This is a genomic window from Amycolatopsis sp. NPDC059021, from assembly GCF_042739895.1.
Classification (GTDB): Bacteria; Actinomycetota; Actinomycetes; order Mycobacteriales; family Pseudonocardiaceae; genus Amycolatopsis.
The window spans coordinates 1-21,231 of record NZ_JBHYIQ010000116.1; the positions used below are offsets into that span (position 1 = coordinate 1).

Annotated in this window: 19 protein-coding genes; 15 read left to right on the top strand and 4 right to left on the bottom strand. The window is 70.1% G+C overall.

Annotated elements, in window-relative coordinates; all coding sequences use genetic code 11:
• Positions 1-102: 102 nt before the first annotated feature.
• A complete protein-coding gene (locus tag ACFWX1_RS41330; protein WP_378323606.1) occupies positions 103-1,026 on the bottom strand; it encodes a 1,4-dihydroxy-2-naphthoyl-CoA synthase in 924 nt (307 codons plus the stop codon).
• 57 nt (positions 1,027-1,083) lie between these two features.
• Between ACFWX1_RS41330 and menD the strand changes: the two genes are divergently transcribed.
• From menD to ACFWX1_RS41345, 3 genes are all read left to right on the top strand, one after another.
• Positions 1,084-2,760 (top strand): 2-succinyl-5-enolpyruvyl-6-hydroxy-3-cyclohexene-1-carboxylic-acid synthase, encoded by a 1,677-nt coding sequence (gene menD / locus ACFWX1_RS41335; RefSeq protein WP_378395350.1) that lies wholly within the window; start codon positions 1,084-1,086, stop codon positions 2,758-2,760.
• 133 nt (positions 2,761-2,893) lie between these two features.
• A complete protein-coding gene (locus ACFWX1_RS41340; protein WP_378395351.1) occupies positions 2,894-4,420 on the top strand; it encodes a M1 family metallopeptidase in 1,527 nt (508 codons plus the stop codon).
• Between the two features lie 22 nt (positions 4,421-4,442).
• The gene (locus ACFWX1_RS41345) at positions 4,443-4,892 is read left to right on the top strand and encodes a DUF3592 domain-containing protein (protein WP_378395352.1); all 450 of its coding nucleotides are present in this window, start codon (positions 4,443-4,445) and stop codon (positions 4,890-4,892) included.
• A gap of 21 nt (positions 4,893-4,913) precedes the next feature.
• Here the strand turns inward: ACFWX1_RS41345 and ACFWX1_RS41350 are convergent, their stop codons facing one another.
• The gene (locus ACFWX1_RS41350; RefSeq protein WP_378395353.1) at positions 4,914-5,759 is read right to left on the bottom strand and encodes an inositol monophosphatase family protein; all 846 of its coding nucleotides are present in this window, start codon (positions 5,757-5,759) and stop codon (positions 4,914-4,916) included.
• 178 nt (positions 5,760-5,937) lie between these two features.
• On the opposite strand from ACFWX1_RS41350, the gene ACFWX1_RS41355 reads away from it, so the two are divergent.
• Together ACFWX1_RS41355 and ACFWX1_RS41360 are read left to right on the top strand one after the other, a co-directional pair.
• Complete coding sequence (locus ACFWX1_RS41355; RefSeq protein WP_378395354.1) at positions 5,938-7,056, top strand: glycosyltransferase family 4 protein; 1,119 nt, start codon at positions 5,938-5,940, stop codon at positions 7,054-7,056.
• Between the two features lie 21 nt (positions 7,057-7,077).
• Positions 7,078-8,181, top strand: coding sequence for a glycosyltransferase family 4 protein (locus tag ACFWX1_RS41360; protein WP_378395355.1), 1,104 nt, complete (start codon positions 7,078-7,080; stop codon positions 8,179-8,181).
• 6 nt (positions 8,182-8,187) lie between these two features.
• Here the strand turns inward: ACFWX1_RS41360 and ACFWX1_RS41365 are convergent, their stop codons facing one another.
• Entirely contained in the window at positions 8,188-8,976 is a 789-nt protein-coding gene (locus tag ACFWX1_RS41365) for a maleylpyruvate isomerase family mycothiol-dependent enzyme (RefSeq protein WP_378395356.1), read from the bottom strand.
• Positions 8,977-9,022: 46 nt separating this feature from the next.
• Positions 9,023-9,817, bottom strand: coding sequence for a maleylpyruvate isomerase family mycothiol-dependent enzyme (locus tag ACFWX1_RS41370; protein WP_378395357.1), 795 nt, complete (start codon positions 9,815-9,817; stop codon positions 9,023-9,025).
• Between the two features lie 69 nt (positions 9,818-9,886).
• Here ACFWX1_RS41370 and ACFWX1_RS41375 point away from each other — a divergent pair, with 69 nt between their 5' ends.
• The 10 genes from ACFWX1_RS41375 (at position 9,887) to ACFWX1_RS41420 (ending at position 21,229) form a co-directional block, all read left to right on the top strand.
• Positions 9,887-10,630, top strand: a complete 744-nt coding sequence (locus tag ACFWX1_RS41375) for a BTAD domain-containing putative transcriptional regulator (RefSeq protein WP_378395358.1) — start codon at positions 9,887-9,889, stop codon at positions 10,628-10,630.
• Positions 10,631-10,678: 48 nt separating this feature from the next.
• Positions 10,679-11,368, top strand: coding sequence for a demethylmenaquinone methyltransferase (locus ACFWX1_RS41380; protein WP_378395359.1), 690 nt, complete (start codon positions 10,679-10,681; stop codon positions 11,366-11,368).
• A gap of 10 nt (positions 11,369-11,378) precedes the next feature.
• A complete protein-coding gene (locus tag ACFWX1_RS41385; RefSeq protein ID WP_378395360.1) occupies positions 11,379-12,674 on the top strand; it encodes a geranylgeranyl reductase family protein in 1,296 nt (431 codons plus the stop codon).
• A 691-nt stretch (positions 12,675-13,365) separates the two neighbouring features.
• A complete protein-coding gene (locus tag ACFWX1_RS41390; RefSeq protein WP_378323727.1) occupies positions 13,366-13,782 on the top strand; it encodes an NADH-quinone oxidoreductase subunit A in 417 nt (138 codons plus the stop codon).
• A 4-nt stretch (positions 13,783-13,786) separates the two neighbouring features.
• A complete protein-coding gene (locus ACFWX1_RS41395) occupies positions 13,787-14,335 on the top strand; it encodes a NuoB/complex I 20 kDa subunit family protein (protein ID WP_378395361.1) in 549 nt (182 codons plus the stop codon).
• Positions 14,336-14,340: 5 nt separating this feature from the next.
• Positions 14,341-15,093: an NADH-quinone oxidoreductase subunit C gene (locus ACFWX1_RS41400; protein ID WP_378395362.1), complete on the top strand. Its 753-nt coding sequence runs from the start codon at positions 14,341-14,343 to the stop codon at positions 15,091-15,093.
• Complete coding sequence (locus ACFWX1_RS41405; protein WP_378395363.1) at positions 15,090-16,469, top strand: NADH-quinone oxidoreductase subunit D; 1,380 nt, start codon at positions 15,090-15,092, stop codon at positions 16,467-16,469. The genes ACFWX1_RS41400 and ACFWX1_RS41405 overlap by 4 nt, the downstream gene beginning before the upstream one ends.
• On the top strand, positions 16,466-17,347 hold the full coding sequence (gene nuoE, locus ACFWX1_RS41410) for an NADH-quinone oxidoreductase subunit NuoE (protein WP_378395364.1): 882 nt from the start codon (positions 16,466-16,468) through the stop codon (positions 17,345-17,347). Before ACFWX1_RS41405 ends, nuoE begins: the two co-directional genes overlap by 4 nt.
• Positions 17,347-18,645, top strand: coding sequence for an NADH-quinone oxidoreductase subunit NuoF (nuoF, locus tag ACFWX1_RS41415; protein ID WP_378395365.1), 1,299 nt, complete (start codon positions 17,347-17,349; stop codon positions 18,643-18,645). The genes nuoE and nuoF overlap by 1 nt, the downstream gene beginning before the upstream one ends.
• 109 nt (positions 18,646-18,754) lie before the next feature.
• Positions 18,755-21,229: an NADH-quinone oxidoreductase subunit G gene (locus ACFWX1_RS41420; protein WP_378395367.1), complete on the top strand. Its 2,475-nt coding sequence runs from the start codon at positions 18,755-18,757 to the stop codon at positions 21,227-21,229.
• The last annotated feature ends 2 nt before the right edge of the window (positions 21,230-21,231 follow it).

Sequence of the window (21,231 nt, forward strand, 5' to 3'; positions counted from 1 at the left end):
CCAACCCCCCAACGTACCATTTATCGTGGGTACGCATTTGTTTAAAACATACACCCCCTAGGGACCCAGAGTCCCTCAAGGAGGCCCCCACGGACCTTCGGGTCAGTAGTAGTAGGGCACATCCTTGAAGTCCGGATCGCGCTTCTGGAGGAAGGCGTCGCGGCCCTCGACGGCTTCGTCCTGCATGTACGCGAGGCGGGTGGTTTCGCCGGCGAAGAGCTGCTGGCCCACGAGGCCGTCGTCGATGAGGTTGAAGGCGTACTTCAGCATGCGCTGCGCCGTCGGCGACTTGCCGATGATCGTCCACGCCCAGTCCAGCGCCTCGGCTTCCAGCGAGGCGTGCGGGACGACGGCGTTGACCGCGCCCATCGCCTGCATCTGCTCGGCGGTGTACTCGCGGCCGAGGAAGAAGATCTCCCGCGCGAACTTCTGCCCGACCTGCCGGGCGAGGTAGGCCGAGCCGAAGCCGCCGTCGAACGAGCCGACGTCGGCGTCGGTCTGCTTGAAGCGGGCGTGTTCGGCCGAGGCGAGGGTGAGATCGCACACGACGTGCAGCGAGTGCCCGCCGCCCGCGGCCCAGCCGGGAACGACCGCGATCACGGGTTTCGGCATGAAGCGGATGAGCCGCTGGCACTCGAGGATGTGCAGCCGCCCGGCCCGCGCCGGGTCCACCGTGTCCGAAGTCTCCCCGCTCGCGTACTGATAGCCGGAGCGTCCGCGAATACGCTGGTCACCGCCGGAGCAAAAGGCCCAGCCACCGTCCTTGGGGGACGGTCCGTTCCCGGTGAGGAGGACGCAGCCGACATCCGGGCTCTGCCGGGCGTGGTCGAGCGCGCGGTACAGCTCGTCGACGGTGTGCGGCCGGAAGGCGTTGCGGACCTCCGGCCGGTCGAACGCGATGCGCGCGACCCGCTTGCCGCCGCGGTTCTCAGCTGACCGGTGGTAGGTGATGTCAGTGAAGTCGGATCCCTCGACCGGGGTCCACGCGGCGGGATCGAACAGCTCGGAAACTTGGGCTTCATCCACGTTTGGGAGAATAGGACGTGTGCTTATGAGTGAAGACGAAGGTCGCGAGGTCCGCCGGTGAATCCGTCCACCGCGCAAGCCCGCGTGCTCGTCGACGAACTCGTCCGCAACACCGTCTCGCACGTCGTGCTCTGTCCCGGCTCCCGCAACGCCCCGTTGTCGATCGCGCTCTACGACGCGGCGGCGGCCGGGCGGCTCCAGCTGCACGTCCGCATCGACGAGCGCGGCGCCGCCTTCCTCGCGCTCGGCATCGCCGCCCGCACCGGCCGTCCGGTGGCCGTGCTGTGCACGTCCGGGACCGCCGCCGCGAACTTCCACCCCGCGGTGCTGGAGGCCGACCGCGCCGGGGTGCCGCTGATCGTGCTGACCGCCGACCGGCCGCCCGAGCTGCGCGCGGCGGGCGCCAGCCAGGTCATCGACCAGCACCAGCTCTACGGCGACGCCGTCCGCTACTTCGACGAGCTGGCGGTCGCGGAGCGCCGCGCCGGCCAGAACTCGTACTGGCGCAGCCAGATCTGCCGGGCCTGGAACGCCGCGTACGGCGAATGGCGCTGCGGGCCGGTGCACCTGAACATCCCGTTCCGCGAGCCGCTCGTGCCCGACACCGACGATGACGGCGAGTGGTACGAATCGCTCGAAGGACGTCCCGACGGCGAGCGCTGGACCGAGCTACCGGACTTCGGCGCGCTCCCGTCGTTCGTCGTGCCCTCGGCGCGGCACGGCCTGGTCATCGCGTGCGACACGGGCGTGCAGGCGGCGAGCGAGTGGGCCGAGCTGCACGGCTGGCCCGTGGTGTCCGAGACCGGCGGGCTCGGTCTCTCGGGCGGGACGGCGATCTCGTCGGGGACGTGGCTGCTCGGCGTCGAGGACTTCATCGCGCGGCACAAACCCGAGCAGGTGCTGTGCCTCGGCCGCCCGACCGTGTTCCGGCAGGTCCAGCGGGTCCTGTCGGATCCCGGTGTCGAGGTCCTGCTGGTGCGCCCCGACTCGGACTGGCCCGCGCCCGCGCACAACGTCCGGCAGGTCGGGCAGTGGTTCGACGAGCCGACCAAACCCGCCGATCCGGAGTGGCTCGCCAGCTGGCGCCGCGCCGACGCGGCCGCCCGCGAAGCCGTCGACGGGCTGCTCGCCGACGAGCCGTGGCCGAGCGGCCTGCGGCTGGCGAGCGAGCTGGTGGACGCATTGCCGGAGGGCTCGCTGCTGGTCGTCGGCTCGTCCAATCCGACCCGGGACGTCGCGCTCGCCGGGCGGCTGCGCCCCGATGTCCTGGTGCACCGCAACCGGGGTGTCGCGGGCATCGACGGCACCGTGTCGACCGCGATCGGCGCCGCCACCGTCCACCGTGGACCGTCGTACGCGCTGATCGGCGACCTGACGTTCCTGCACGACGCGAGCGGCCTGCTGACCGGGCCCGCCGAGCAGCGGCCCGATCTGACGATCGTGGTGCTCAACGACGACGGCGGCGGAATCTTCTCGCTGCTGGAGCAGGGCGCGCCGGAGCACAGCGCCAGCTTCGAACGCGTTTTCGGCACCCCGCACGGCGCGGATCTCGGCGCCCTGTGCGCCGGATACCGGGTACCGCACGTCGTGGCGGACACCCTGACCGAATTCCGTGCCGCGCTGCGGCCCGCGCCGGGCCTGCGCGTGGTCGAGGTCCGTGTCGACCGGACCCGGCACCGCGATCTGCACAGCAGGCTGCGCGCGGTGGTGAGTTCGGCCGTCTCGGCGGTCTAGACCAAGATCGCCGTGCGCGTCAAAGCGGCGACGGCCACATTCTCACCCGATAAGAAACCTCCCTTCGGATGTATCTCCGGATTCGGTAGCTGAATACGTTCAGCGTGCCTGAATTCGTTCTGGGAGGATCCACATGAGGAAGAGAACAAGCGCCGGGCTGAGTGTGCTCGCCGCCGGAGTCACTTCGGTGCTGCTCGCGGGAGTCGCGGGCGCGGCGCCCTCGCCCGGCGCACCCGGCGTCGGGGACCCGTACTACCCGAACGCCGGGAACGGCGGTACGGACGTCCGGCACTACGACATCCGCCTGAGCTACCAGCCCGCCACCGACCTGCTGTCCGGCACGACCACGCTGCTGCTCACCGCGACCCAGGACCTGTCGCGGTTCGACCTGGACTTCGGGCTCAAGGCCACCAGCGTCCTGGTGAACAACCGCCCGGCGCAGTTCACCAACTCGACCGGCAACGGCGAGCTGGTGATCACCCCGGCCGCGCCGCTGGCCAAGGGCCAGACCGCCACCGTCGTGGTCGCGTACTCGGACACGCCGTCGCAGGTGAAGATCGACGGCGTCGCCGGCTGGAAGAAGACGCCGGACGGCGCGCTCGCCGTCGACGAGCCGCAGAGCGCTGCGTGGTGGTTCCCGTCGAACGACCACCCGACCGACCGCGCCACCTTCGACGTCTCGGTCGAGGTGCCCGACGACGTCGCCGCGCTGTCCAACGGCACGCTGGTGAGCAAGACCAAGAAGCGGGCGGGCTGGACGCGCTGGAACTGGCGCAGCACCCAGCCGCAGGCGACCTACCTGACGTCGCTGGAGGTCGGCAAGTTCGAGGTCAACCAGTCGACGACGCCGGACGGCAAGCCGTTCATCACCGCCTACGGCGCCGACCTCGGCCCGTCGCTGGACGCCGCGAAGGCCAGCATCGAGCGGACCCCCGAGGTCAACGAGTTCCTCGCGTCGAAGTTCGGGCCTTACCCGTTCGAGGCGCAGGGTGGCGTGGTCACCACCGGCATCGGGTTCTCGCTGGAGAACCAGACCCGCCCGGTCTACGGCGCGAAGAACTTCGCCGCGGGCGCGAACACCTCGCTGATCGCGCACGAGAACGCACACCAGTGGTTCGGTGACAACGTCACTCTCGGCCGGTGGAGCGACATCTGGCTGAACGAGGGCTTCGCGACGTACGCGCAGTTCCTGTGGTCCGAGCACACCGGCGAGGGCACCGCGGACGAGCTGGCGCAGTACATCTACGACTCGAACGCGCCGGACTCGACGCTGTGGAAGCTCCTCCCGGCCGACCCCGGTGCGGCCAACCAGTTCGACAGGGCCGTCTACGACCGCGGCGCGCTCGCGGTCCACGCGCTGCGCAAGACCGTCGGTGACGAGGCGTTCTTCCGGATCCTGCAGACCTGGCAGAAGGAGAAGGCCGGGAAGTCCGCGCGGATCACGGAGTTCATCGCGCTGGCCGAGAAGATCTCCGGCAAGCCGCTGTACAACCTCTTCCAGACCTGGCTCTACACCGCGGGCAAGCCGCCGGCCGGCCCGAACGGGGCCGCTCCGCAGGCGCTGGCGGCGTCGTCCTCGGCCGGAGTGAAGCAGGCGCCGAAGTCGTACGCGCAGATCAAGGCGACCCAGGAGTTGCTCCACGCCGAACACGCGCATTGAGCGTTACCTCTATGCTCGCGGCGTGATGGCTAAAGGCGAGCGGGCGAGGCGCATCGGGTGGTACGTCACCCTCGGTGTCGCCTCGCTCCTCACCGTCATGTGCGTGGCGCTGCTGTTCGCCGCGATCCGCAACGACAACGCGATCTCCGGTCAGCTCGGGACGGCGAACGCGCAGGTCGAGTCGGTCGCCTTCGACCGGACGATCATCCAGTTCGCGACCCCCGACGGCATCGTGCACAGCCCGTCGAACGGGGTCCTCTACCCGGGCGGGCTCGTCGCGGGCCAGCTGGTGCGCATCGAGTACGACATGTCGGACCCGGAGCTCGCGCGGGTCGCCGGGAAGTCGGCGACCGACACCCTGCTGCCCCTCGGCCTGACCGTGCTGGTCACCTGGCTCGTCGCGACGCCGCTGCTCTGGTGGATCCGGCGGCAGAAGCGCACCGCCGCGCCGATCGTCCCCGCCGCCGGGTAGCTCCGGGGACTTGAGTGGTGTTCAGGTCGTGCCGGTGAGGGCGGCGGTTTCCTGCCACCAGCCCAGCACTTCGTCGGCGACGCCGGGGGCCGCGACGAGCAGGCCGTCCGTGGGCAGCGTGCTGTCCTCGCCGTGTTTGTCCAGCACGACCGCGCCCGCCTCGATCGCCATCGCCACCGAACCCGCGACGTCCCATTCGTGGTAGCTGTGCAGCACCGCGGCGGCCGCGTGCCCCAGCGCGACCTGCGCGATCGACAACGCCGCCGAGCCGAGCACCCGGACCCCGGCGTGCGCGGCGGCGGCCCGTTCGATGAACCCGCCCATGCCCGGCCACGGCCCGGTGCGCGCCAGCTCGGTGCACACGATCGCGCCCGCGGTACCGCGCCGGTCCGCGAGGGTGATCGGCTTGCCGTTCGCGCGGGCGCCGCGGCCGCGGGCGGCGGCGTAGATCTGCGCGCGGTACGGGTCGGCGACGACGCCGACCACCGGGCCCGCGGCGTCGATCAGCGCGAGGCTGTAGGCGCACCACGGCACCCCGGCGACGTAGTTCGCGGTGCCGTCGACCGAGTCGACGACCCAGCGGTACTCGGCGACGTCCGCGCCGTGGTCGGCGCCGAACTCGTGGCCGACCACCGGGATCCCGGGGAACTCGGCGGTCAGTACCCGGCGGGTGTGCCGTTCCAGGATGCGGTCGGTGTCGGTGACCCAGTCGAACGGTGATTCCAGCGTGGTGGGGTGCGCGCCCCGCCCCGCTGTCGCGGTGATGACGTCGGTGGCGTCATTGGCCAGGCGCCCGGCCACCTCGAGGGCTCTGGACAACAGCCCTGGTTCTACGGGCCGAGGCGGCCGCGACGAAAGGAGGGTCATGCCTTCTTAGTCTGGGCCGTGCTGGTTTCCGGGACACGACCTGGAGATGACATGTCTTGCGCAATCTGTCGACGGATAGTGCTCGATACGTACTCGTAAGTAGTGTTCGGCGTTCGTTGGCCGAGGCGTCACGCGGGATTGGCCCGGTTCGTCAGAATCGGGTGCGACAGTGATCGGCGTGCGAGTCGCCATCGTCACCGAAAGTTTCCTGCCGCAGGTGAACGGCGTGACCAACTCCGTCCTGCGGGTCGTGGAGTACCTCGCCGAACGCGCCCACGACGTGCTGATCATCGCGCCAGGCCCCGGCCCGGACAGCTATCGCGGCGCGCCGGTCGTGCGGATTCCCGCGCTCGACTTCCCCGGCGTGAACTCCCTGCCGATCGGGGTGCCGACGCGGACCGTGCTGACCGCGCTCGCCGCCTTCGGCCCGGACGTCGTGCACCTCGCGTCGCCGTTCGTGGTCGGCGCGCGCGGGCTCGCCGCCGCGCGCAGGCTCCGGGTGCCCTCGGTCGCGGTGTACCAGACGGACATCGCCGGCTTCACCTCCGCGTACGGGTTCGGCATCGCCGCCCGCGCGGCGTGGCGCTGGGTGCGGCGGCTGCACTCGCGGGCCGACCGCACGCTCGCGCCGTCGACCGACTCGGTCGACCAGCTGCGGCTGCACGGCATTCCGCGCGTGCACCGCTGGGCGCGCGGCGTCGACATCTCCCGGTTCTCCCCGGCACACGCCGATCCCGCGCTGCGGGCCGAGCTGGCGCCGAACGGCGAACTGCTCGTCGGGTTCGTCGGCAGGCTCGCGCCGGAGAAGGAGGTCGACCGGCTGACCGCGCTCGCCGGTGTCCCCGGCATCCGGGTCGTCGTGGTGGGCGATGGCCCGGAGCTGCCGGTGCTGCGAGAACGTCTGCCCGGTGCGGCCTTCCTCGGCGCGAAGTACGACGACGAGCTGTCTGCCGCGTACGCGAGCCTCGACGTCTTCGTACACACCGGGCCACACGAGACGTTCTGCCAGGCAGTGCAGGAGGCGATGGCGTCCGGGCTGCCGGTACTCGCCCCGGACGCGGGCGGCCCGAAGGACCTCGTGCTGCCGGGCCGTACCGGCTACTTGCTCCCCGTCGGCCGCGCGGAGTTCGGCCCGGCGCTGGTGTCCAAAGTGGACGACCTGCGCGACGCCGCGCTGCGGGCCCGGCTGGGCGAGAAGGCGCGGAAGGTGGTGCTGGGCCGCACCTGGCCCGCCGTGTGCCGCGAACTCGAGGCGCACTACGAAGCGGTGCAGGGCCGAGTCGCTCGCGCCGCCTGACGATGCGATGCGCGGCGTGAGATGCACATAGTCCAGCTGGCCAACTTCTACGGACCGCGGTCGGGTGGGCTGCGGACCGCGCTGCACCACCTCGGCGCCGGCTACGTCAGCAGCGGGCACCGGGTGACACTGGTGGTGCCGGGCCGCCGCTACGCCGACGAGACGCTGCCCACCGGCGTGCGCCGGTTTTCCCTGCCCGCGCCGCAAATCCCGGGCACCGGCGGCTACCGCGCCGTCGACCCGCACCGGGTGCGCGCGGTGCTGCGGCGGCTGGAACCGGACCGCCTCGAGGTATCCGACCGGCTGACCCTGCGCGGGATGGGCACCTGGGCCCGGCGGCACGGCGTGCCCAGCACGGTCATCTCGCACGAGCGGCTGGACCGGCTCCTCGAACAGTTCCTGCTGCCAGGGCCGGTGGCGCGCCGCGTCGCCGACACCGCGAACCGCCGGATGGCCGCGAGCTACGACACGGTGGTCTGCACGACCGCGTTCGCCCGCGCGGAATTCGACCGCATCGCGGTGCCGAACGTGCGCCGCGTGCCACTCGGCGTCGACCTCGCGACGTTCACCCCGGCGATGCGCGACGACACCTGGCGGTACACCCTCTCCGGCGGCGCCGACGCACTGCTTGTCCACTGTGGACGGTTGTCGCCGGAGAAGCACGTCGAGCGCAGCGTGGACACCGTCGCGGAGCTGACCGAGTCGGGCGCCCGCGTCCGGCTGGTGGTGGCGGGAGACGGGCCGCGGCGGCGCGCACTGGAACGCCGGGCGCGGGGCCTGCCCGTGACGTTCCTCGGCTTTTTGTCCGGGCGCGACGAAGTGGCCCGGCTGCTGGCCAGCGCGGACGTCTCGCTCGCGCCGGGCCCGCACGAGACGTTCGGGCTCGCGGCGCTGGAAGCACTGGCTTCCGGGACGCCCGTGGTGGTTTCGGCGTCGGGCGCGCTGCGGGAGATCGTGCGGCCGGGCTGCGGCGCCGCGGTGTCGGACCACGCGCCTGCGTTCGCCTCCGCCGTGGCGGGCCTGCTGGAACATCCCGAGGATCTGCGGCGCGCGGCCGCGCGGGCACGCGCGGAGGAGTTCGCGTGGCCCGCGTCGGTCCGCGGCATGCTGGCCGCACTGGGGTAGTTCCGCTCATCCGAAGTCGACCCGTTCGAGCCAGAAGCCGAGTAGTCCGGTGTCTCCGAAGATTTCGAAGGTGTCGTCGATGGGACGGCGTTTGTAGATGGCCAGCAGTAATTCGGTGACGGGACCGCGGACGGCGACGGCGGCTTTTTCGTGTGCGCGGCGCCAGGTGATGGCATCGCCGGTGAGGTCGACGACCCATTCCGCGTTGGCTTCCGGCGGTGTGTCGGTGGCGTGGAAATGGAGGGTGCGGCCGGGTCCGAGCAGTTCCCGCATCCACGGATGGACCTCGAAGTGCAGCGGCAGCGAGCCCAGTTCCATCCATTCATCGATACCGTCTACGGCCACCTCCTTGTCCAGTTCGTAGTTCAGGCCGAGGGCCAGCGTCGCGTCGGCGCGGTGGATAGCCGTTTCGTGGGTGAAGCGCCGCACGAAGAAATCCGTGGTGCCGTAGTCCGGTACCGGTGTCCACACCGGCGTTCCGGGCCCCGCGGCGCGCAGCGTTTCCGCCAGTCGTTCAGCGCCCTCGGCGAGCCACGGTCCGACGACGGCCGGATCTTCGTCGGTGTACGCGGCGAGGTCGCGGCCTCCTTCCGGGATCGGTTCGGTGGCACGGGTTCGCACGAGGGTTTCCGCCCAGCGCTGAACCCCGCCGAGGTGCCGCAGTAACTGGCCCACGTTCCACTCGGGGCAGGACGGCACTTCGGTGGTGAGATCGGCGTCCTTGAGCGACGCGACCAGCAGTTCGGTCTGCGTGATGCTCTCGGCGCAGTAGCGTTCGTAGCTCAGGCGAGTCATGTGGTCACCGTACGGCGCACCACCGACAAAAAAGCCCTGCCACGGCTCAGCCGAAGTCGACCCGCTCCAGCCAGGAGCCGAGCAGTTCGGTGTCACCGAAGACTTCGAACGGGCCGCCGTCGATCGGGCGGCGTTTGTAGATGGCCAGCAACAGATCGGTGACGGGGCCGCGGACCGCGACGGCGGCTTTTTCGTGGGTGCGGCGCCAGGTGATGACGTCGCCGGTGAGGTCGACGACCCATTCCGCGTTGGCTTCGGGTGGGGTGTCGGTGGCGTGGAAATGGAGGGTACGGCCGGGACCGAGCAATTCCCTCATCTCCGGTCGAACCTCGAAGTGCATCGGCAGCGAGCAGAGTTCCATCCATTCGTCGATACCGTCGACCGCCACTTCCTGGTCGAGGACGTACTCGGCGCCCAGTGCCAGCGTCGCGTCGGCGCGGTGAATGGCCGTTTCGTGGGTGAAACGGCGCACGTAGAAGTCCGTGCCGGGCTGGCCGGGGAGCGGGGTCCACACCTCCGTCCCGGGACCGGCGGAGCTCAGCGCCTTCGCGAGCTTTTCGGCGCCTTCGGTGAGCCACGGACCCACGACGGCGGGGTCTTCGTGGGTGTACGCGTCGAGTTCGCGGCTCGCCGTGCCGGACGGCGGTTCGGCCGCCTTGGTCCGCACGACGGTTTCCGCCCAGCGCTGTCCCTCACCGACGTGTCGCAGCAACTGACCCGCGTTCCAGCCGGGGCAGGATGGCACCGGGGTGGTGAGATCCGCGTCCTTGATCCGGGCGGCCAGCAGTCCGGTCTGGGTGATGATCTCGGCGCAGTAGCGCTCGTAGCTCAGACGAGTCATGGGGTCACCGTAGAGCGGGCCACCGGGTGCTTGTACCGGTTTTGTACGACGCCGACGCACCCTCGCCCCATGAGGTTCGAGGTGCTCGGGACCATCGGCGCGGGTCAGGCGCCGATCCACGGCAGGCTGCGCCGCACCCTGCTCGGCCTGCTGCTGGCCGGGGCGGGCACCACCGTCCGCGCCGAGGTGCTGACCGGCGCGCTCTGGGACTGCGGCCCCGATCCGAGAGCACCCCGGAAACTGCACTGGCACGTCCACAAACTGCGTCAGGACCTGCCCGAACCCGGACGGCTCAGCCGGCGTCCCGGCGGCTACCGCCTCACCGTGCTGCCCGGCGAACTGGACGCCGAGCGGTTCGAGTCGGCCGCGATACGGGCGCAGGAACTCACCGATCCGGCCGAGCGGGCGGCGCTGCTCCGGCAGGGACTCGCGCTGTGGCAGGGCACTCCGTACGAAGGTTTCGAGGTTCCGATGCTGCTCGGCGAGGCGTCGCGGCTGGCCGAACGCAAGCTGTCGATGCTGGAGGAACTGCACGCCGCCGAACTGGAACTCGGGTGGCACACCGCGGCGGCTGTCGAACTCGGCGGGCTGGTCCGCCGGTATCCGCGGCGCGAACGGCTGTACTACCTGCTGATGCTCGCGTTGTGCCGTGGCGGGCGGCAAAGCGAAGCGCTCGACGTCTATCGCCGGGCGCGGCGCGTGTCGCTCGGGCAGGCGGGGCTCGAACCGGGGCCCGCGCTGCGCGAACTCGAACGCCGCATCCTCGCGGGTGAAGACAGCGAGAAGGCACGGACGCTGACGCGCTTGTCGTGACTCCGACGCGCGCCGCCGCTCTCAGGGCCCGGCGACTAGTCTGCGGCTATGTCCCGAGCGAGTCTTGACAAGGATCCGCACGACGTCGCCGCCATGTTCGACGACGTCGCGTCCGGCTACGACCGCGCGAACTCGTTCATGACGTTCGGCTTCGACCGGCGCTGGCGCACCACCACCGCGCGGGCGCTGGACGCCAAGCCGGGGGAGAAGGTCCTCGACCTCGCCGCCGGGACCGGGGTGTCCACCGTGGAGTACGGGCGCGGCGGTGCCTGGTGCCTCGCCGCGGACTTCTCCGTCGGGATGCTCCGCGCGGGCAAGCACCGGAAGGTGCCGATGGTCGCTGCGGACGCCCTGCACCTGCCCTTCGCCGACGACAGCTTCGACGCGGTGACGATCTCGCTGGCGCTGCGCAACTTCGTCGACGTCAAGGCCGCGCTGATCGAGATCGCCCGGGTCACCAAACCCGGCGGACGGCTGGTGATCTGCGAGGTGTCGACGCCCCCGTTCGCGCCGATCCGGTTCATCCACCGGAAGTTCATCCTGCGCCTGCTGACCTGGTTCGGCAGCCGCAACTCCTCGAACCCCGAGGCGTACTCATACCTGGCCGAATCCATGCTCGCCTGGCCGGACCAGCGGGCGCTGGGTGAGCTCATCGCGGGGGCGGGCTGGACCGAGGTCGAGTGGATGAACCTCACGTTCGGCGTCGTCGCCGTCCATCGCGCCCGCAAGCCCGCCTAGACTCGATCGCATGAGTTCCTCCAGCCGCCGCAATCCCGAGCACGACGCCGAAGTCATCGTCGTCGGTGCCGGACCGGCCGGGTCCACGGCCGCCACGTATCTCGCCCGTGCCGGCGTCGACGTGTTGTTGCTGGAGAAGACCGAGTTCCCCCGCGAGAAGGTGTGTGGTGACGGGCTGACCCCGCGCGGCGTCAAGCAGCTCATCGACCTCGGCATCGACACCAGTGAGGACGCGGGCTGGGTGCACAGCCGCGGCCTGCGCATCCTCACCGGCGACCTGACGCTGGAGCTGGACTGGCCGGACCTGACCAGCTACCCGCCTTACGGCGTTTCCCGCACCCGCCAGGACTTCGACGACCTGCTGGCGAAGACCGCGGTCAAGGCGGGGGCGCGGCTGTACGAGCGGACCACCGTGACCGGTGCGATCACCAGCCCCGGCGGGCGCGTGGTCGGCGTCGAGGCGAAGGTCGGCCCGGAGCGGACGCCGGTGTCCTACCGCGCGCCGCTGGTGCTGGCGTGCGACGGCGTGTCCGCGCGGCTCGCGCTGAGCGTCGGCATCCAGAAGAACGAGAAGCGCCCGATGGGCGTCGCGGTGCGGCAGTACTACAAGAGCCCGCGCCACGACGACCCGTTCATCGAGGGCCACCTGGAGCTGTGGGACCGCTCGGACCCGCGGAACCCGAAGCTGCTGCCGGGCTACGGCTGGGCGTTCCCGCTCGGCGACGGCACCGTGAACGTCGGCCTCGGCATGCTGTCGACGTCGGCGTCGTTCCGCAACACCGACTACCGCGCGCTGCTGCGGCAGTGGCTCGACGGGACGCCCGAGGAATGGGGCTACCGCGAGGAGAACGCGATCGGGAAGGTCGGCGGCGCCGGGCTGCCGATGGGCTTCAACCGCACCCCGCACTACCGCGACGGCCTGCTGCTGCTCGGCGACGCGGGCGGCATGGTCAGCCCGTTCAACGGCGAGGGCATCTCGGCGGCGATGGAGTCGGCGCAGATCGCGTCCGAGGTCGTCGTGCAGGCGCTGGCGCGGGCTGAAGGGCCTTCGCGGGAGCGTGCGCTGGAGGGCTATCCGCGGGCCGTCGCGGAGCTGATGGGCGGGTACTACCGGCTCGGGAACGTGTTCGCGAAGCTCATCGGGAAGCCGAAGATCATGCACGCGTGCACGAAGTACGGGCTGCGGATCAATGCGCTGCTTCCCTTGGTGTACAAGGGACTCTCGGGTTGCTACGACGCGAAGGGCGGGGACGGCGTCGACCGTCTCATCGCCGCTCTCTCGCGCGCCACCCCCTCTCCGCGCTGATCCTCTCTTCCGGGGCTCCGGCTTGGCGCTGTGAAGGCCTCCTTCACAGCGCTCAACGCCGTGAAGGGGGCCTTCACTACCTCAACCCCGGGCACACGAGCTGTCCACAACCGCACCGGTTGTCCACAGATTTGCCGCGGGCCCCATATGCGCAGGTCAAAGGCGATACGCTGGTTGCAGGGGTGCCCCCGGGAGGGTGGGGGGAATGCCCAGGCGATACCCACCGCCCGGCAGGTCCCGTTCACGCGGACGGCGGGGGCGATGGACACCCAGGTGGAGCAATGGTTGCCCGGCCGGTCAGTGTGATAAGTCACAGGGCCGCGACGGTTTGTCCGGGCCCCGAATCGATCTTCGCCGGGCTTCGCGCTGGTCTCAGCTTTGCGGCCGGGAGTGTCGGCGTCCGGTTTGTCCTGCGGGTTAGGTAACCCTTATACCGCAGCCCCTAGGGACAAGAATGTGAGTCACGTCCTATAGTCGGGCCATGCTTTGTGAATCCCTTCACATCCGCGACCAGTGGCTTGTGAACTATTTCACAAGCAGACCTCTACGGCCTCACGGGCCGTAAGGGTGCCCTGACCCTCGGCGGTGTGACCCAGCTCCCTTAGGGTGCGGGCAAAAGCCGACGAGGCGACGTGCGTACCACCACACGCAAACCGCAGCGGCGCGGAAAGGATGGCGAAACCCCGTGCTGATGTTGCCCGTGCTGACGCAGGCGAGCACCGAGCAGGTCGCTCAGGCGCCCGGCCTCAAGGTCTATCTCCCCCTGGTCCTGTTGTTCGTGCTGGCGCTCGCGTTCGCGGTGCTCTCGGTGCTGCTCGGCCCGCTGGTCGGCCCGAGCCGCTACAACAAGGCCAAGCTGTCCGCCTACGAGTGCGGGATCGAACCGTCCCCGCAGCCGCTCGTCGGCGCGGGACGCATGCCGGTGGCCTACTACATCACCGCGATGCTGTTCATCCTGTTCGACATCGAGATGGTCTTCCTCTACCCGTTCGCGGTCTCGGCGGACGCGCTCGGCCTGTTCGGCCTGGTGGAGATCGTGCTGTTCATCGCGACGGTCGGCTTCGCGTACGCCTACGTGTGGCGGCGCGGCGGCCTGGATTGGAACTAGAACCATGGGCCTGGAAGAGAAACTCCCCAACGGCATCCTGCTGGCCAGCCTCGAGGGCCTGGTCAACTGGGCACGCAAGAACTCCCTGTGGCCCGCCACGTTCGGCCTCGCCTGCTGCGCGATCGAGATGATGACCGTGGGCGGTTCCCGCTACGACATCGCCCGCTTCGGCATGGAACGCTTCAGCGCCACCCCGCGTCAGGCCGACCTGATGATCGTCGCCGGCCGCGTCACGCAGAAGATGGCCCCGGTCCTGCGCCAGATCTACGACCAGATGGCCGAGCCGCGCTGGGTGCTCGCGATGGGCGTCTGCGCCTCCTCCGGCGGCATGTTCAACAACTACGCCGTCGTGCAGGGCGTCGACCACATCGTGCCGGTCGACATGTACCTGCCCGGCTGCCCGCCGCGCCCGGAAATGCTGCTCGACGCGATCCTCAAGCTGCACGCCAAGATCCAGGACGAGCCGATCAACGCGCGCCGCGCCGCGATCCGCGCGGCCAGCGGCGCCCGCACCGAACTCGTGCCCTCGTCGGTCAAGTACGCGAAGAAGTGATCGAAGTGCCTGAAAACAAACCAGAACCAGGCGGCGAGCAGTCGTCGGCCGAACGCCCCGAAGGCGGGCTCGAACCCCGCGGCACACGCCCGGCCGAGCCCGTCGTCGCCGGCCGTGAACGCCAGGGCATGTTCGGCGTCTCCGGCACCGGCGACACCTCCGGCTACGGCGGCGTCCGGCTCCCGGCGTACAGCCCGCCCCCGGCCGAACGCCCGTACGGCGGCTGGTTCGACGAGTTCGCCGACGAGTTCTACGCCGCCTTGGCGGACAACAAGATCCCGGCCGAGGCGATCCTCCAGACCACGGTCGACCGCGGCGAGATCACCTTCTACGTCGACCGCGAGCACCTGGTCGGCGTCGTCCGGACCCTGCGCGACGACGCGGGGCTGCGGTTCGAGCTGTGCAGCTCGGTGTCCGGTGTGGACTACGGCGCCGACGTCCCGCAGCGGCTGCACGCGGTCTACCACCTGACATCGATGACCTACCGCCGCCGCATCCGGCTCGAGGTCGCCATGGACGTCGAGGATCCGCACGTCCCGTCGATCGTCGAGCTCTACCCGACGGCCGACTGGCACGAGCGCGAGACCTGGGACATGTTCGGGATCGTCTTCGACGGCCACCCCGCGCTCACCCGGATCCTCATGCCGGACGACTGGGACGGCCACCCCCAGCGCAAGGACTACCCGCTCGGCGGGATCCCGGTGGAATACAAGGGCGCGGAGATCCCACCGCCCGATCAGCGGAGGTCGTACTCGTGAGCACCGAGAACATCGCCGACGTCAGCACCGGCACCGACACCACCGCCAAAGGCTCCGACAGCACCGGCGACGTCGACTACGCCGAGTCGCGCGAAACCACCGAAGGCCCCGTCTACACGGTGTCAGGCGGTGACTGGGACGACCTCATCGAGGACGCCAAGCACGACGAGCGCATGGTCATCAACATGGGCCCGCAGCACCCGTCGACGCACGGCGTGCTCCGGCTCGTGCTGGAGATGGAGGGCGAGACCGTCACCCAGCTCCGCTCGGTCATCGGCTACCTGCACACCGGGATCGAGAAGAACTGCGAGTACCGGACGTGGACCCAGGGCGTCACCTTCGTGACGCGCATGGACTACCTCGCGCCGCTCTCCACGGAAATGGCGTACTGCCTCGGCGTCGAGAAGCTCCTCGGCATCAAGGCCCCGCCGCGCGCGGAGCTGCTGCGCGTCATGCTGCTGGAGATCAACCGCATCGGCTCGCACCTGGTCTACATCGCCACCGGCGGCATGGAGCTGGGCGCCACCACCGCGATGACGCTCGGGTTCCGCGAGCGCGAAGAGGTGCTGCACCTGCTGGAGCACCTGACGGGCCTGCGGATGAACCACGCGTTCATCCGCCCCGGCGGCCTCGCGCAGGACATGCCCGAGGACTACCACGAGAAGGTCACCGAGTTCGTCAAGACGATGGACAAGCGCCTTCCCTTGTACGACAAGCTCTTCACCGGTCAGCCGATCTGGCGCAACCGGCTCAAGGGCGTCGGCTACCTCCCGGTGGACGCCTGCCTCGCGCTCGGCGTCACCGGCCCGGTGCTGCGCTCGGCCGGGCTGCCGTGGGACCTGCGCAAGACCGAGCCGTACTCCCGCTACGACGAGTTCGAGTTCGACATCCCGACCTCGACCGACGCGGACTGCTGGGCCCGGTACCTGATCCGCGTCGAGGAGATGCACCAGAGCCTGCGGATCATCAAGCAGGCCCTCAAGATGCTCGAACCCGGCCCGGTCATGGTCGAGGACAAGAAGATCGCGTGGCCCGCGCAGCTGTCGCTGGGCAGCGACGGCCTCGGCAACTCGCTCGAGCACGTCCGCAAGATCATGGGCCAGTCGATGGAATCGCTGATCCACCACTTCAAGCTGGTCACCGAGGGCTTCAAGGTGCCGCCGGGCCAGGTGTACTCGCCGGTGGAGTCGCCGCGCGGCGAACTGGGCGCGCACCTCGTCTCCGACGGCGGCACGCGGCCGCTGCGCGTCCACATCCGCGAACCGAGCTTCGTGAACCTGCAGTCGATGCCCGCGATGGCCGAGGGCGGGCTGGTGGCGGACGTGATCGCCGCCATCGCTTCGATCGACCCCGTGATGGGGGGAGTGGACCGATGACTTCAAGTACCGCCGTGCCCGAGCCCGGGCCGAACGCGGCCGAGACCACCCACATGGCCGCCGGCCCGGATACCGACGTGGTCGGCATCGCGCCGGAACCCGAGGTGGCCGAAGCCATCCTGGCCGAGACGCCGCCGCTGGAGGACGTCTTCGGCGACGACATCGTCGCCAAGGCGAAGAACCTCATCGAGCGGTACCCGATGTCGCGTTCGGCGCTGCTGCCGATGCTGCACCTCGTGCAGTCGGTGCAGGGCTACGTGTCCCAGGAGGGGATTTCCTTCTGCGCCACGCAACTCGGGCTCACCGACGCCGAGGTCAGCGCGGTCGCGACGTTCTACACGATGTACAAGCGCCGCCCCTGCGGTGAACATCTGGTGAGCGTCTGCACCAACACGTTGTGCGCGGCGCTCGGCGGGGATGCGATCTACAAGAAGCTCCAGACGCACCTGGGTTCCGAGGAGAACCCGCTGGGGCACGAGGAAACCGCGGGCACACCGGGCGAGCAGGGCTCGATCACGCTGGAGCACGCGGAATGCCTCGCGGCCTGCGATCTCGCCCCGGTCATCCAGGTCAACTACGAGTACTTCGACAACCAGACGCCGGACAAGGCGGTCGCGCTGGTGGACGCGTTGCAGGCGGGCAAGAAACCCGCGCCGACGCGCGGCGCGCCGCTGACCGACTTCAAGGGCGCCGAATTGCAGCTTGCCGGGTTCTTCCCGGAGGACGAGGCGATCTACAACGGCGACGTCGACGGCCCGTCCCAGGCCGTGGAAACGCTGCGGGGCGCGCAGATCGCGCAGCAGCGGGGCTGGACGGCGCCGGTCGCGAGCGACGTCCCGCTCCCTGCTGTGCCTTCGAAAGAGGGGGAGAAGAAGTAATGGCCGATCCCATTACCCCGGTTCTGACGAAGCGCTGGCTGTCGCCCAACTCCTGGCGGCTGGCCACCTACGAACAGCTCGAGGGCTACACCGCGATCCGCAAGGCGCTCAAGGGAACGCCCGAACAGCTCGTCCAGCTGGTCAAGGATTCCGGCCTGCGCGGCCGCGGCGGCGCGGGCTTCCCGGCGGGCGTCAAGTGGTCGTTCATGCCGCCCAACGAGGACAAGCCGCACTACCTGGTGATCAACGCCGACGAGGGCGAACCGGGGACCTGCAAGGACATCCCGCTGATGATGGCGGACCCGCACTCGCTCATCGAGGGCTGCATCATCGCCTCGTACGCGATGCGGTCGCACCACTGCTTCATCTACGTCCGCGGGGAAGCGCTGCACTGCATCCGCCGCCTCAACGCGGCCGTCCGCGAGGCCTACCAAGCGGGCTACCTCGGCAAGAACATCCTCGACTCCGGCTTCGACCTCGACATCACCGTGCACGCGGGCGCCGGGGCGTACATCTGCGGCGAGGAAACCGCGCTGCTCGACTCGCTGGAGGGCCGTCGCGGCCAGCCGCGGCTCAAGCCGCCGTTCCCCGCGGCCGCCGGGCTCTACGCGGCGCCGACCACGGTCAACAACGTCGAGACCATCGCCAGCGCGCCGTACATCGTCAACGCCGGATCCGACTGGTTCCGGCAGATGGGCCGCGAGAAGTCGCCGGGTCCGAAGATCTACTCGATCTCCGGCCACGTCGAGAGGCCCGGCCAGTACGAGTGTCCACTCGGGACGACGCTGCGCGAGCTGCTGGACATGGCGGGCGGCATGAAGGACGGCGTCCCGCTCAAGTTCTGGACGCCCGGCGGCTCGTCGACTCCGATGTTCACCGCCGAGCACCTCGACATCCCCCTGGACTTCGAGGGCGCCGCGGAGGCCGGGTCGATGCTCGGCACCACCGCGGTCCAGGTGTTCAACGAGACGGTGTCCGTGCCGTGGGCCGTGATGAAGTGGACGCAGTTCTACGAGCACGAGTCCTGCGGCAAGTGCACCCCGTGCCGCGAGGGCACCTACTGGCTCGCGCAGATCCTGGAGCGGATGGTCGAAGGCCACGGCACGCCCGAGGACATCGACACCCTCCTCGACGTCTGCGACAACATCCTCGGCCGGTCCTTCTGCGCGCTCGGTGACGGCGCCGTCTCGCCGATCACCAGCGGCATCAAGTACTTCCGGGACGAGTTCCTCGCGCTGTGTGAGCAGAACAAGGCGAAGAACGAGGCCAAGCCCGAACTGGCTGGAGTGGGCGCGTGACGGCTTCAAAGATGCTGAAGGGGACTTTCGTCTCAGCAGATGCGACGAAAGCGCCCTTCAGCGCATCACATGCAAGGAAAGTCCCCTTCAGCTCTCCCGGAGGGCAGGCATGACGATCGCACCCGAAGAGCCCAAGACCGAGACTCCGGTGCCCGAAGGCCACGTCAAGCTGGTCATCGACGGCGAAGAGGTCATCGCGCCCAAGGGTGAGCTGCTGATCCGCACCGCCGAGCGCCTCGGCACGGTCATCCCGCGCTTCTGCGACCACCCGCTGCTCGACCCGGCAGGCGCCTGCCGCCAGTGCCTCGTCGAGGTCGAGATGGGCGGCCGCCCGATGCCGAAGCCGCAGGCGTCCTGCACCATGACCGTCGCCGACGGCATGGTCGTCAAGACGCAGCTGACCTCGGCCGTCGCGGACAAGGCCCAGCAGGGAGTGATGGAGCTCCTGCTCATCAACCACCCGCTGGACTGCCCGATCTGCGACAAGGGCGGCGAGTGCCCGCTGCAGAACCAGGCGATGGCGCACGGCCGCCCGGAATCCCGGTTCGTCGACACGAAGCGGACGTTCCCCAAGCCGCTGCCGATCTCCTCGCAGGTCCTGCTCGACCGCGAACGCTGCGTGCTCTGCCAGCGCTGCACCCGCTTCTCCGCGCAGATCGCCGGCGACCCGTTCATCGAACTCCTCGAACGCGGTGCGCACCAGCAGATCGGCACCGCCGAAACCGCGGACGTCCTCGACCTCGCGTCGCGGACGACCAGCGGCGAGCCGTTCCAGTCGTACTTCTCCGGCAACGTCATCCAGATCTGCCCGGTCGGCGCGCTGACCAGCGCCGCGTACCGGTTCCGGTCCCGGCCGTTCGACCTGGTGTCCGCGCCGAGCGTGTGCGAGCACTGCTCGTCCGGCTGCGCCGAGCGGACCGACTTCCGGCGCGGCAAGGTGATGCGCAAGCTCGCCGGTGACGACCCGCAGGTCAACGAGGAATGGATCTGCGACAAGGGCCGGTTCGCGTTCCGGTACCCGCAGGCCGCCGACCGCCTCCGCCGTCCGCAGGTCCGCAACCGCGAGACCGGCGTGCTGGAAGAGGCTTCCTGGACCGACGCGCTGCGTGCCGCCGCCGAGGGCCTGAGCAAGGCCCGTGACGGCAAGGGCGTCGGTGTCCTGGCCGGTGGACGGCTGACCGTCGAAGACGCCTACGCGTACTCGAAGTTCGCCCGGATCGCCTTGCGCACCAACGACATCGACTTCCGCGCGCGGGCGCACTCGGCCGAGGAGCTGGCCTTCCTGACGGCGTCGGTGGTCGGGACGACACCCGAGACCGGCGTGACGTTCGGCGAGATCGAGCGGGCCCGCACGGTGCTGTGCGTCGCGTTCGAGCCCGAGGACGAGGCGCCGATCGTGTTCCTGCGGCTGCGCAAGGCGGCCCGCAAGAACCGCACCCGGGTCGTCCACTTGGGACAGTGGACGACGTCGTCGGTGCGCAAGACCTTCGGTGAACTGCTGGCCTGCGTGCCCGGCGGTGAGGCCGCCGCGATCGACGGCATCGCCGCCCACGCCGCGGACCTCGACGAGGCCTTGGCGGGTGACGGCGCTGTCGTGCTCGTCGGCGAGCGCGCCGCCGAGGTGCCTGGCCTGTTCTCGGCGCTGCACCGGCTTTCCGAGCGCACCGGCGCGCGGCTGGCGTGGATCCCGCGCCGGGCGGGCGAACGCGGCGCGCTGGAGGCGGGCGCGGTGCCGACGCTGCTGCCGGGCGGCCGTCCCGTCACCGACGCCGACGCTCGCGCCGAGGTCGAAAAGGCTTGGGGCGTCACGATTCCCGCGGAGGCGGGCCGCGACACCACCGGCATCCTCCAGGCCGCTTCGGGACAGCAGCTCGACGGCCTGCTCGTCGGTGGCGTCGACCCGGATGACCTGCCCGACCCGGACCTCGCGCGCCGCGCGCTGGACAACGCCGGGTTCGTGGTGAGCCTGGAGCTGCGGCCGAGCGCGGTCACCGAACGCGCCGACGTCGTCCTCCCGATCGCCCCGGCGGTCGAGAAGGCGGGCAGCTACCTCAACTGGGAGGGCCGCCGCCGCGAGTTCGACGTCACGCTCGAAGGCACCGGTGCCCTGCCCGACTGTCGCGTCCTCGACACCCTCGCCGTCGAGATGGACGCCGACATCTTCACCCAAACCCCCGCCGCCTCCTACGCCGACTTCACCAGGCTCCAGCGTTCCGTGAAGGCCTCCTTCACAGACCTGAGCGCTGTGAAGGAGGCCTTCACGGCGCCGCAGGCAGGGGACGGGAAGGCGGTGCTCGCGACCTGGCGGCAGCTGATCGACAACGGCTCGCTCCAGGACGACGAACCACACCTCAAGGGCACCCAGCGCAAGCCGGTGGCACGGCTGTCGGCCAAGACCGCCGAGGGGCTCGGCAAGGTCGTCAAGGTGAGCACCGAACGCGGCGCGATCACGCTGCCGGTCGAGGTCGCGGACCTGCCCGACGGCGTCGTGTGGCTCCCGGGCAACTCCGACGGCTCCGCCGTCCGCGCCACCCTCGGCGCGGGCCACGGCGCGGTCGTCAGCATCACCGGAGGTGAGCAGTGAGC

Coding starts and splice junctions, on each gene's coding strand:
- ACFWX1_RS41390 (WP_378323727.1), top strand. CDS start 13,366: ATGTTGCCCGTGCTGACGCAGGCGAGCACCGAGCAGGTCGCTCAGGCG.
- ACFWX1_RS41375 (WP_378395358.1), top strand. CDS start 9,887: ATGAGGTTCGAGGTGCTCGGGACCATCGGCGCGGGTCAGGCGCCGATC.
- ACFWX1_RS41365 (WP_378395356.1), bottom strand. CDS start 8,976: ATGACTCGCCTGAGCTACGAACGCTACTGCGCCGAGAGCATCACGCAG.
- ACFWX1_RS41350 (WP_378395353.1), bottom strand. CDS start 5,759: ATGACCCTCCTTTCGTCGCGGCCGCCTCGGCCCGTAGAACCAGGGCTG.
- ACFWX1_RS41395 (WP_378395361.1), top strand. CDS start 13,787: ATGGGCCTGGAAGAGAAACTCCCCAACGGCATCCTGCTGGCCAGCCTC.
- ACFWX1_RS41340 (WP_378395351.1), top strand. CDS start 2,894: ATGAGGAAGAGAACAAGCGCCGGGCTGAGTGTGCTCGCCGCCGGAGTC.
- ACFWX1_RS41360 (WP_378395355.1), top strand. CDS start 7,078: ATGCACATAGTCCAGCTGGCCAACTTCTACGGACCGCGGTCGGGTGGG.
- nuoF (WP_378395365.1), top strand. CDS start 17,347: ATGGCCGATCCCATTACCCCGGTTCTGACGAAGCGCTGGCTGTCGCCC.
- ACFWX1_RS41385 (WP_378395360.1), top strand. CDS start 11,379: ATGAGTTCCTCCAGCCGCCGCAATCCCGAGCACGACGCCGAAGTCATC.
- ACFWX1_RS41420 (WP_378395367.1), top strand. CDS start 18,755: ATGACGATCGCACCCGAAGAGCCCAAGACCGAGACTCCGGTGCCCGAA.
- nuoE (WP_378395364.1), top strand. CDS start 16,466: ATGACTTCAAGTACCGCCGTGCCCGAGCCCGGGCCGAACGCGGCCGAG.
- ACFWX1_RS41370 (WP_378395357.1), bottom strand. CDS start 9,817: ATGACTCGTCTGAGCTACGAGCGCTACTGCGCCGAGATCATCACCCAG.
- ACFWX1_RS41380 (WP_378395359.1), top strand. CDS start 10,679: ATGTCCCGAGCGAGTCTTGACAAGGATCCGCACGACGTCGCCGCCATG.